Origin of the sequence: Pseudobutyrivibrio ruminis AD2017 (genome assembly GCF_000424305.1) — a bacterium.
GTDB classification, from domain to species: domain Bacteria; phylum Bacillota; class Clostridia; order Lachnospirales; family Lachnospiraceae; genus Pseudobutyrivibrio; species Pseudobutyrivibrio ruminis_B.
On sequence record NZ_AUJQ01000004.1, the window covers coordinates 364,167 to 376,338 of the forward strand.

Consider the following 12,172-nt stretch of genomic DNA (forward strand, 5'->3'; position numbering starts at 1 on the left):
CTGAACGCTGCGAAATTTACTGAAGTAACTGTAATGCAAGCTGTGGCAACTCATTTGCCTGTGCAAGCGCTGATGTTCCTGCCTGCTCTAATACGTTTAGCTTGGTGTACTCAACCATTGTTGTGGCCATATCAGCATCCTCAACTCGAGAGATAGCTGATGTCATGTTTTCTCCTGTAGTATCAAGAGATTTTGTTGTATGGTCCAATCTGTTTTCGTATGCACCTAACTGGGAACGAACCGATGTAACATAGCTTAATGCCACATCCAATGAATTCATTGCATCCTCTGGTCCGTTTACTCTTGTAACATTAAGATCATCTATGTACATGAACTCTGTTGTTACTGCTGCAATTCTTACTTCCATATTCTGGTTCTTGTTAGCACCTACGTGAAGTGTCATTGAACCGATATCTGTAACATTAAATGTGATTTTGCCCTTATTATCATCTGCTGTATCTGTTTCACTATCAAATCCAGCCTCAGCTAAAAATGATAATTCAAACCCGCCTACATCTGTGATTGTAATATGATTTCCATCAGCGCTTGCTGTGGCCTGCGCACCAAATAAAGACTTTGAATCTCCAGTGCCTTTTTTTACTAATGTAATCTTTGGATCTTTACCAACCTTTTCAATCACTGGTGTGTTTGCATCTGGGAAAAGGTCTGTGTCACTAGTATCAAAACCTAATGCTTTTGCAAAATCCATGCTAGAAAAATCAATCTTTAAATTGGCATGTGCGCCAAACTTATAAGATTGGATTGAAAAAGCTGTGCCATCCCCTGGATTTGAAATGATAGCGCCTGCTTCCTCGCAAACATTTCTTAAAAGCTCGTATACACCTTCGCCAGATGTGCCCTGTGTCAATTCCACACCATGTCCATTAATTGTTATGGTGCCAGACATTCCAAGGCCTCTACCAGATTCTGATGTAATAGTAGAGCCATCGCCCAAATCTACTTTATCTACCTGCCAGGTTGTTTGATTTATAAAGTCCTTAAAATCTGTCACACCTGTAGGTGTCTCTACTGATGTATCTGTTCTTGTATTGAAGTAACTATTTGTTGTGCTGCTTTTAAAAGTATCTCCTTTCAAGCTGTTACTTCCAGTCGAACCTCTAGTTGCTGCCTTATTAATTGTAAGCTCATAAATACCTGCTGGAACAGAATTAGAGGTCTGCATTCTAGTTGCATGCTCTGCATAGGTTCTGTTGTCCAAAGCACCATTTAACAGATTGATATTATTAAATTCTGTAGTTTGGGCTACTCGGTCGATTTCTTCCAATAAGGAATCAATTTCCTTTTGAATTGTCTTTCTTTCAGAAATTGAATTGGTGCCGTTTGCGGCCTGAACAGAAAGCTCTCTCATTCTTTGAATCATTTCTGTTACTTCGTTGAGAGCACCTTCTGCTGTTTGAAGTACGGAAATTCCGTCGGAGCCATTTGTTGAAGCCTGTGCCAAGCAATCAATCTGTGCCTGCATCTTTCCGGCTATGGCGATGCCAGATGGGTCGTCAGATGCATGATTGATTTTGAAGCCGGAGCTTAACTTCTCCATTACATCTCCGAGAGTACTTTCAGTACCTAGAAGTTGGTTGTTGGTAATCACCGCTGCCATGTTGTTGTTAATTCTCATATGCTGCCTCCTGTAAAAGCTAGTCAAGCATCCTTGCGGTGTATTTTAGTTGATAGGTCTTCCATGTCCTTACAACAATAATATCGGTTCTGAGGTTACAAAATTAACCCAAACATATTAGAAAATTTCTGCTATAACATCTATGTAACCTCTAGCAATTTTGTACAAAGCCTCTGTCTGAATGCTGTCTTCTCTAGCCTTTGTAACATCTTCTGCCACAGCAAAATTTCCCATATTTAGATTGTAAATATCTGATGCGCTAAGGCCTACCTTCTGTACAAAGTTGAAGCTGTAGCCAAAGCCAGTCATCTCCTGCATGATTCCAGATATACGAGGTGCCTGTTCAGCAAACATCTCTCTCATCTGGGCAGTTTCGCACTCTACCGTTGCCTCCACCTGATTTGATTCGTATTTGAAGGTGGTGGATATAGTTCCTGTAGACTGCATGTAAATAGCCATCTTAATAAGGCCTGTTTGGGCACTGCCTCTTACTACTCTAAGGCTCATAGTGCCAGCCTCTTCTCCCACCATCATTGGAATATGGTAGGTTTCACCTGTTGCAGCCATCTGCTCCATTGCCTTTGCCTGCTGCACTACAAGCTTCATTCCATCCATATCGATGGTGCGCACGTTCTCAGACTCTAACATGGTCTTCATTACGTTTTCTGCCAAATCTCCCAAAGCCTCCTGGGCTTCAAGCATGTCATCAGAATTGTGGCAAGCGTCAGAGAAACGCTGGTATGCCATGTTTATCAAATCCTCTATGTCCATATCCTGCTGTTTAGAAGCACGGCCATAAAGATCCTTAATAACCATTCCATTGTTTTCCATAAGTGCTTCCACTGCTGCAATCATGTTTGCTGAATGAGGCACATTATATTCATCCAGTACTGATGTTACAGCTTCCTCTGCCCTAATGGCTGTCTTTAGCTGCTCGGTAACATACTGATTGTAGGCTACCTCGGATTGCTCATCTGCAGTCTGTTCCATTGCTGTTGCAAACTCGTCTGGATTCATTGAAAGGATTGCATCCTCACCAAACGACTTCATCTTTGCAGGAGTCATTGCCTCCTTGGCATCGCGGCATCTGTCTGTCAAAAATACCTTTTCTATTTGTTCTGTAATAGACAAATCCGTAACTACCATCTCGTCAAGCTGTCCGAATTTGTCATTTACTTCGTATTCGCGACCAGTGTGCTTTGCGCTTCTTACTGCTGTCATAAGATTTCTAAGGGTTACCTCTGTACCCTGACTTATCAACGCACCGATAGCTGCGCCATCAGACTTTTCCACCTGATGCAAAAGTCTGTAAACACCAATATAAGCATCACGCTCAGACTCGGAAATATCTGCGCTTCTTTCTGCCTTCCACAGGAACTTTGCAAAGCTTTCTTCGTCAGATGTGCTTCCCAATTCTGCCTTAATTTCTTCAGCCTTTGCCTTCAAATCCCCCATAGTCATATCAAGTGGATTATCCCCACGCTTAATCATTTCTGCTACAACTGCAGGTGTCATGCTCTTAAAGGTGCGGCTTACCATTTCTGTAGTAGCCTTTACAGTTGTTACAGATTCTGCAGTGATTTCCATCTGATTATAAGCAAGAGCGCGCACTGCCTTCTGGCTGGATTCTGTGGCCTCCATATCCAGGTCTGCTAAGATATCATCCACATTCTGGAATGCCTTGTTGATGCTATCGCCTAGGTCACGTCTTACTTCTGTTCCAACAGCCTCATAGGTCATTTCCATGCGGCTGTATTCTGCGGTTACAGATACGCTTACTTCATGTACATAAGAAAATGTTTCTGCATTGATATTAGAAAATCTGGCAAGGCCTGCTGCAGGTGAAGCCTCGATATCGGCCATCTTGTTCATAACCTGCTTGAACAAATTCACATTGTCATTGGTGGCCTGCTTGTTATCAGCCTTCATCAATATCTGTAAAAGATTTGTCTCCTGAAGCTTTAGCTTATCAAGCAAATCAGACAAATTCTTTGTATCCACATCTACACCATTTTTCATCATGGTAAATGTAGCTTCCACTGTCATGGTGAGCTGAATTTCTGTAAGCTGACGTTTAGCTGTTATGGTTGGCAGGTCATTTACATCCATCGCCATCACTTCTTCAAATGTCTTCTTGGCCTGATCCATAAGAGAATATCCAGGGATGAGATATGCATCAGTAGGCTCCTTACCTTCTGCCATGATATCTCCTATCGCATTTACGATATTAGCTTCATTTGGCTTCTCATAATCCTGAAGCTGAACCATGTAATCAAGGTTGTCCTTAGTAATAGGAACGTCCTGCTTTATCATGGTGGCCACTGTGGCCTTCAGTGCATCCTCTGTATGTTCACTTTCAACACTGTCTATAAATGTATCCAGCTTATCCCCTAGATTTTCAATTAAATCTGCTATTTCAGCATCAGTAGGAACACCTGTAGCCTTTTCATTTACAGGCGCTGCATAGGTCGCATTATATATGTTTGTGATTGTTGGCTTTAAATCATTTTTTACAAGATAGGCTTGGGTTTCCACTGGCAATTTTTCAGCCAAACCTCTAGTCATTTCCACCGCCTGAGCTACTGAACCTGTCATGGCTGCGATTTCATCTGAAGAAAGGCCACCCATTTTGCTAATATCCGCTCCCGCCTTGGCAAGATTCATTTTAATCTCATCCACAACCGTAATGAGAGTGTCATCTTCCATCTCCATAGGATTATGACCATCCTCACGTACCTTTGCAGTGGCCTCTTCATCCCAGGCATTTTCAATGTTTTTTACCTTTTCAACTGTAGACATGCCAAGAGCTGATGCTTCATTCACGTCATCCATGAAATCTTCATCAGTCATTTTTCCTTTATTATCATAAAAGGCATTATCTACTGATAATGTTCTAAGTTCTATGTTAATGTTTGCTTTGCTATCATCCTTGATACCGCTGGTACCTACGCCAAATCCATGATTGTCTGTACCTTCTGTTTTGATGTAATCCGTTACCTTGAGTGCGTCTATTTGCATATAGTTCCTCCAGGGTATTTTTCGTTTACACTAAATATTTCGGATGAGATATGAAAAATATTAACAAAAAAAAGCCGAGGTTTTTAACCTCGACTTTGGAATAAACATCATTACGAACAGTTAACACTTACTGCGACTTGCTTCACAGGGGGTGTAACTCCTTTATAATTATCATAAATCTTTTTCAGATCAGCAGTAGTGAAGCTAGGGAAACAAACACATAATGTATCAAAATCCATTCCACAACTGCACATAGCTTCAACAGCCCTAACATCCTGCTCTTTCATACCGGTACCTCCCATTACATAACTCAATACTAAATATAGGATTAATATATTTAATAGTATAACAAGATGTTGTGAAAATACAATGATAAAAAAGTGCATTAAAATAATATAAGCCAATTCCATTCACAGCAAATGCATATGATGATACTGCTACACCATCTGTTCCTGTCATGTAAATTGGAGAGGCAGGCATAAGACTGTCTTTCCATAAAAATATATTTAAAAAGCGTGTCCATTTACTTGACTATGCGTAAGCGGTTTACCGTTTACATAACATCTTTCCCTCCCTACTTTATTAACTAAATATATCTCGCCGTCTTTTATGACAACGAGATATACTCAACTGCTCTTATTTGATTCTATTGAAATTGATTTAAAATATTACAATCCATACATTATTGATTACTTTCTTGAGTTTTTGCCAACGCTTTCAATATTTCATCTCTAACTTCTTTATAATTTTGATAGAATACATACATTGTTATCCGTTTGCCCCTCATTCTAAGCTGTAAGCCTCTTCCTGCAATAGGATCAATTTTTTTTATTTCAGAAGCATCAATTTTTACTGTTCTATTGAAGATATTTGTATAGATAATTTTATTCTCCGACACCGACACTTTAAAAAATAAGCAAAGCAAAACAAAATAGATAAAGAATAGTCCTAGCAAGATATTTATAAAGAGAAATAGCCAAACATCACCTTCTTCTATTTCTATTTTCCCCCATAATGGTAGAGTCATTTCAAGAATGAAAATCATTCCAAATAAAACTGTAAAAAAATACTGTAATTTTCCTCTAGCGTAACAAACTTTAGCCTCTGCTGTATCCTTTCTATAATAATCCAAATCGCTTCAATTCTCCTTCTACTTCCAGAAATCCAATCATTTCTCTAGGTATTTTTATCTTGATTGTGTCGAACTTAAGAGTTAAGCCCCCAACTTGTCCCCTTCCTCCTAAATAATAATTTACTTTTTTTATATCATCTATTGAATATATATACTGTTTGTTGAATAGTGAAAAATACAAAATTTCCTTTTCGGAAATATATATTCTTTTATTCTTATAAGAAAGCAAAAAATACAGCCCTCTTATCAATCCAACTGCTAATATTGGTAAAAAAACAACTCTTCCAGCTAATTCCATAAATGGTAACCCAATCACAATGCCAGCACATGCTATAAGCCAAACTATTCCAGCAGTAAGATACCATTTACATCTCCCAGAACAACTAATCATTATCAATCCTCTCAATCCAAACTACTTCTCTATTTTTACACCGTGACTTTTTAAGTATGCTGGAAACTTACTACTATTATTTAAAGCATCAAATACTTCTGCTACTTTTTTATCATTTTCATCATAAATTCTCCATACCTTTTGGTTTCTATTATCCACTTCGTGTGTAACATACTTTATGTCTTTGAGATTTATCTCTTTTTTTCTAAAATTATATACACATGTTATATGTTCGTTTTCAATGTGAATATTCCAAGTCATATAGACAAGTATTATATATATACCCAATAAACTTACCATGGCTGCGAAAATTACTAAGAATATAATTACCTGTCCATCATTATATCCGTATATACCTAAGCCAACAAAAAAAGCAAGCGCAATGCAATTAAAAACTATCAACAGAATTTTTATACTTTTATCCATATACATACTAAAATTCTCATCATCTGATTGTTCTTCAACAATAACATTGTGTTCCTTAAAGCTTATAACAATTGCAAGTTCAGGATATACATCAGAAATTTTATATTCTTTAGTTTTTGTAATTATTCTTATAGAACCATCATCCATATGCATGCATTTAGAAATATCACCATACTTAATTCTACTTTTTTTTATAAATCCTGATATTTCCACCTCTTCATTATGAAAAGAAACTTTGCATCTAGATAAACCTACAGCAAGAAAATATGACAAACCCATTAATATTGCTATAACTATACAAACCAAAGTAGATGCATTACTCGGAAGAATAAGTATACAAATATCAACTATAGCTAAAGCAATTGCTATTGCTAAAGCTATATATGAATATTTTTTTAGCGAATATGTATTATCTCCAACTTTCATTGAGCTAGCATTCAGTCTTGCAACAACAAAACTTGCCGCAAGAGAAGCCGCTCCTACCAATACTATTTGACCTAACATGCTATCTTATCTCTATGTTTTTATTCTTTATTACTTGTTCTAACTTTTCAGAATTAATCCTCACAATTCAAACTACTTGTCTAAATTTCTTGTATCAATAACAGATATACCTTCTTTCTCAACTCTTTTAAGAAAATTATTCTTCCCCTTCATCATTGGATCTATTAAAAAGAATGCTTTTTTTTACCATCTTTATACACTTTTATGTAATTATTCTGGCCAATTTCTACTCTAACTATATTTGAAAACTGTACTCGTTTCGTAAATATGAAAAGTTTGATAATAGTTATGTTATCTCCGTCCACTACAATATCCCAGAATCTTGGTGTCGCATATAAAAACGATATAAGAGAAAAAAATAAAATATTACAAATATTGCTATTGCTAATTCTGGTATTTTTTCATTCTGATATAAACATAATGCCATAAGTGCATTTGTAAAAATAAACCATCCAATTCCAATTGTAATAATTGATTTTCCTGTTCTTATCGTAAATTTTTCAATAGATTTAGTATAATTTCTAGGTTCATTTTTATAATTGAATATGTCCACTATAAAAGGCACTATTGTGACTATTATTAAATATTTTATTATTGTCATTTTTTCCTTGTCTCTGGTCTTGTAGATGCCACTCTAAAACCAAGTCCGTTATACTGGTTCTCTAACTCACCCTTTGCTCCATCTGTTACTTTGGCAAGCATGTTTGTAGCATCAAAAGTAAAAGTCCTTCCACAAATTCTTTTGTCTGGTTGCCAGCCTATTAATAAACCTTTTTTTACAAATATATCAAGTTATATTATTTAAATAGCTTTTGAAATAAAGGAATCAATTATTCTGATTATCTCCTTACCATCTTCTGTAAACTCTCCATCTGGATGACTATGTGTCATTGAAACCCATTTTTCCTTTTTAAATCTAACTATCTTTTTTAATAAATCCACCTCATCAACATCCGCTAGAATCGCATATTCTTTTGCCTTAGAAAAATAAATAATTAAACGAGGACATTCCTCGTAATATTTCGGATCTCCTTCATAATCAAAATCCTCATTTGGTATCCAGTCCACTCTATACTTATCCTTATAGTAGTTATACACATTCTCCATCTCTTTTTTTTCAATATTACTCATCGCAGTTTTCCTCCGTTTCATCCAATTCTTTATTTCTATCTTTTAACCCATTTTTTATTCCTGGAAATATAGATGTAACAAGTAAACCTAATGGGATATGTGTTGCTTCACTAATTCCTATATGAGCATGCAATAGTTGCCCTGCACCTAATAAGAGATTCTTAGCATCTCCTGTTCTAACATCGATTCTGAACTTGTTTCCAAATTTTATTAAAGTACCACCTGGCGTACTGTTTGCATATCGTAAGTTATCAGGAGATAAAATCTTGATGTTTTTTGCAATTTCTATTCCCCCTTTTCTTCCAGTTTTAAGAATTTTAGATTGCGCAGCAAGCTTCATGCCGACACTTGATAATTGCGATAACACTGACATTATACCGCCAGCCATAACGCCATCTGCAAAACCATCCCATGCTGAATCTTTTATCTCACTAATATGCGCTCTGTCTAAATTGCCTTCCATAGCCAATTTGGCAGTTGTTATTCCTCCACTAATCGCAGCACTTGTGGCACCTGCAGTAAGCATAGCCTCACCAGCTGCAACTACTGCTGGAAGAGCCGCTCCTCCTGTTGCAACCGTAGCTACAACTCCAATAGCGGCTACCCCAACACCTATTCCTATTTTTACCAAATTCTTTTTATTATCTTTGCACCAATCTGCAGCATTAGAAACCCACTTAGGCCAATTTCCATCTAAATCTACCAACTCATGCGGCATATTCCAGCAATAACCATAATGATTCAATGTAAATGGTGCATTTATAAATCCTTTTACATTATCCTCGGACTGGAATATTCCTGTGCTTGCATCATAGAATCTCGCCTGTGCAAACTTAAGGCCAGATACTTCATCCTCCTGGTATCCTGTGAATGCAAATGGCTGGATGATGTTGCCATCAGTTTCTATGAATAATAGCTGACAGCCTAAAAAGCAATATTTATTTCCTTCTATCCTTTAGAAATCCAATAATACAAAATAAAAAGCATATCATTGTAAAGAATAATAAAATTCCTAACACTGCTTTAGGTGCACCATCATATATTGCTACACCTGTTACACCTAACAGCATTATTAGAAAAATCATCCATGTTATGAATGAACCAAATTTATCAATGTTTTTGTACCAATTGGTATTTCTGTAATTCTTTTATAGAATTACTTTTAAGATGAATAACAAGAGCACTACTCCTGATATAACTAAACATTTAACCATAATTTCCTTTTTATAGTTTCACTATAAGCAACCATTGTTTTATAATTCTTTTTTTAGCGTATACTTCACATGTTTCTCATCCAGTTTTTTTGTTAATTGCTCACTACCATCCCAATAAGCCGACCACTTCACTAGTATTTCATTATCTCTACTAATAAGCTTGAAACCAGCAAATCTTATTGAATTAGTGTATAATGCCATATCTCTACTATCTAATTCTTTTATTTTTCCCCGGCTAAATACAATGATTTTATCTTGATTAACAATTACACACTTAGTGTTTCTATAAAATACACCATACATAGAATCGATAATTAAAACAGATGCTCCTATAGAGAATGATATAACACCTCCTACTGCATTGAATTCATATGCAATCATAATGAACACTAATAAAAATGCTAATAATCCCAGTACTATATTGTTAAATAAAGTAAATGGTCCACGACCATTTGCCCAGCAAAAACTGTTTCCATCTGGAATATTTTTATTTACATATAGTGATCCATATACTCCTATTAAACCTGCGCCTATGAAGATTACTCCATCGAGTTTATATAAAAATTCTATGATTGCATTCTGTGAAAAATCCAAAAAGAGTAACAATACACCAACTCCTACTATAAATAACGTAGTTAAAACTTCTAAAAAGTTGATGTGCGAAAAATGTCTAGCTGTTATTTCTTGATTCATTTCTAAAACTCCTTTTATATTGTTTATGATTCATTACAATTCTCAGATGCTTTGACATCATTACATATAATGTCAACTAAATAATCATAACCCGCTCCAAAAAGTTTTTTAACCTCTTTCTTTATTACTCCTCTATCATAATTTACAAAATTACTTGTTATATACCCTACCAAAGCATCATAAGTCTCTCTATCATAATAATCCATTCCAGACTTAAACATTCCAAATAGATTTCGATTGGACTGCATACCCGAGTATCCTTCATATAACGCTTTTGCTGTACTGTTGTTAACATCAATGTTTGTTAAACGCCCAAGTATTTTATCTGGCCATGGAAGTTTTGAGATACCTTTTCCTATAAAATGTCCAGCAACAGTTGAAAATGCTGAACTGCCAGCCGATTTAGCAGCATCCCACCAACCATAGTCTTTTTTATCAACTAATTTGGCTGTAGCAAAATCTCCTGCAGTGTCAATTGCCATATTTGACACTGTTTTACCTAAAAATTGCACTGCAGAATTTGCTAAAATTCCTCCACCTGCTCCCAAAACAGCTAGTCCACCTGCAGCAAATCCCTTCAGTCCTCCTTTAAGAGTGTCTATTCCAACTTTTTTCCAATTAACAGCTCCTCTATTATCTACCGCTTGATTAATTACGGATGTTACACCTGAGACTCCAGCTCCAACAATTGTCGTTGTAGCAATCGTAGCTGCGGCTGCTGAAATGGAACCTGCCGCAAATGTCGTTGTTACCGCTGTCAAGACAACTGGTGCAGCTGCAACACATGCAGCTGCAACAACAGCACCTGCAACTATTTTTGTTGCTGTTGGGTGATCATATGCAAATTCAGCCACAGCTGAAGCGCCCTTCTTTACAGCATCTATTCCTTTGGACATCCACTTAGGTATATTTCCATCATTATCAACTATACCAACCGGATTTCCCCAACAGTAACCATAATGATTCAATGTAAATGGACTATCTATAAAACCCTTTACATTATCCTCACTCTGGAATCTACCTGTGCTTGCATCATAGAATCTCGCCTGTGCAAACTTAAGGCCTGAAACCTCATCTTCCTGATAACCTGTAAATGCAAATGGCTGTATGATGTTTCCATTTGTTGTATATTCATGCTTTCTTTGCTTTCCAGTTCTTGGGTCAATGTTTCTTCCAAAGTCATCAAATGCATATGCGGATACTGCAACACCATCTGTTCCTGTCATGTACATTGGAGAACCAAGTTCATCCTGAAGGTAGTAGTAGTTGCTTCCTGCCTTTGACATTGAAATTACATTGTTGTCATAGATGAAGCTTTCTGTTTCACCGTTAACTGTTCTCTCCAAAAGGTTATAGTAATCTCTTGAAAGGTCACATAAGTATTCAATTTTTTCTTCTGGTCTAGTAGATGCCACTCTAAAGCCAAGTCCGTTATACTGGTTTTCTAATTCTCCCTTAGAAACATCAGTTACCTTTGAAAGCATGCTTGTTGCATCAAAAGTGAAGGTCTTTTGTAAAAGGCCATCTACAAATTCTTTTGTCTGGTTTCCACGCTTATCGTAATCATACGTCTTTATGATAGCCTGGCTGTTATTAAGCTCTTTTGCTTCTACAAGTCTGTCAAGAACATCATACTTATAAGCTGTCTTTGTATCCTTTTCTGTAAGGCTTGTTCTGTTTCCAAAAGCATCGTACTCGTATGCTGCCTTAACCTGTCCATTTAAGCTTGAATGGGTTAATCTTCCGATAGCATCATACTTATATTCATACTGACCTGATACAGCATCTAAATCACGTCTGTCTCTTTGGATTCCACTGATTAATCCGCTATTGTTATAGCTATAGAAGTACTTATCAAGCTGTCCGTCCTTATCAGAGCTTTCCATGCTCAAGAGATTTCCACCAGGAAGGTATGAATAGCCCTGTGTTACTCCATTTGCAAAGCTCTTATTTACAAGACGTCCAAGCTCATCGTATGTATACTTGGTCTCTTCGCCATTTCCTACAATGCTTGAAAGTCTGCCTTC

The 12,172-nt window shown here is 36.7% G+C and carries 11 protein-coding genes; all 11 read right to left on the minus strand.

All coding sequences use genetic code 11. From position 1 onward, the window contains the following. Positions 1 to 16: 16 nt before the first annotated feature. Entirely contained in the window at positions 17 to 1,636 is a 1,620-nt protein-coding gene (locus G611_RS0103460; protein WP_028242442.1) for a flagellin, read from the minus strand. A 117-nt stretch (positions 1,637 to 1,753) separates the two neighbouring features. Continuing rightward, positions 1,754 to 4,654 carry a DUF6240 domain-containing protein gene (locus tag G611_RS0103465; protein WP_028242443.1) on the minus strand — a complete coding sequence of 967 codons (2,901 nt, stop codon included), beginning with the start codon at positions 4,652 to 4,654 and terminating at the stop codon, positions 1,754 to 1,756. A 110-nt stretch (positions 4,655 to 4,764) separates the two neighbouring features. After that, entirely contained in the window at positions 4,765 to 4,941 is a 177-nt protein-coding gene (locus tag G611_RS15695; RefSeq protein ID WP_155942236.1) for a hypothetical protein, read from the minus strand. A gap of 395 nt (positions 4,942 to 5,336) precedes the next feature. After that, complete coding sequence (locus G611_RS0103475; protein ID WP_028242444.1) at positions 5,337 to 5,786, minus strand: hypothetical protein; 450 nt, start codon at positions 5,784 to 5,786, stop codon at positions 5,337 to 5,339. Continuing rightward, positions 5,773 to 6,177 (minus strand): hypothetical protein, encoded by a 405-nt coding sequence (locus G611_RS0103480; RefSeq protein WP_028242445.1) that lies wholly within the window; start codon positions 6,175 to 6,177, stop codon positions 5,773 to 5,775. The genes G611_RS0103475 and G611_RS0103480 overlap by 14 nt, the downstream gene beginning before the upstream one ends. A 21-nt stretch (positions 6,178 to 6,198) precedes the next feature. After that, complete coding sequence (locus G611_RS0103485; protein WP_028242446.1) at positions 6,199 to 7,107, minus strand: hypothetical protein; 909 nt, start codon at positions 7,105 to 7,107, stop codon at positions 6,199 to 6,201. Positions 7,108 to 7,411: 304 nt separating this feature from the next. Next, a complete protein-coding gene (locus G611_RS0103490; RefSeq protein WP_028242447.1) occupies positions 7,412 to 7,708 on the minus strand; it encodes a hypothetical protein in 297 nt (98 codons plus the stop codon). 200 nt (positions 7,709 to 7,908) lie between these two features. Continuing rightward, positions 7,909 to 8,238 carry a hypothetical protein gene (locus G611_RS0103500; protein WP_028242448.1) on the minus strand — a complete coding sequence of 110 codons (330 nt, stop codon included), beginning with the start codon at positions 8,236 to 8,238 and terminating at the stop codon, positions 7,909 to 7,911. After that, positions 8,231 to 9,190 (minus strand): RHS repeat domain-containing protein, encoded by a 960-nt coding sequence (locus tag G611_RS0103505; RefSeq protein WP_081656957.1) that lies wholly within the window; start codon positions 9,188 to 9,190, stop codon positions 8,231 to 8,233. The genes G611_RS0103500 and G611_RS0103505 overlap by 8 nt, the downstream gene beginning before the upstream one ends. Before the next feature lie 301 nt (positions 9,191 to 9,491). Continuing rightward, on the minus strand, positions 9,492 to 10,145 hold the full coding sequence (locus G611_RS0103510) for a hypothetical protein (protein ID WP_028242450.1): 654 nt from the start codon (positions 10,143 to 10,145) through the stop codon (positions 9,492 to 9,494). A gap of 23 nt (positions 10,146 to 10,168) precedes the next feature. After that, on the minus strand, positions 10,169 to 12,172 hold a 2,004-nt coding region (locus G611_RS0103515), incomplete at its 5' end, for an RHS repeat domain-containing protein (protein WP_028242451.1).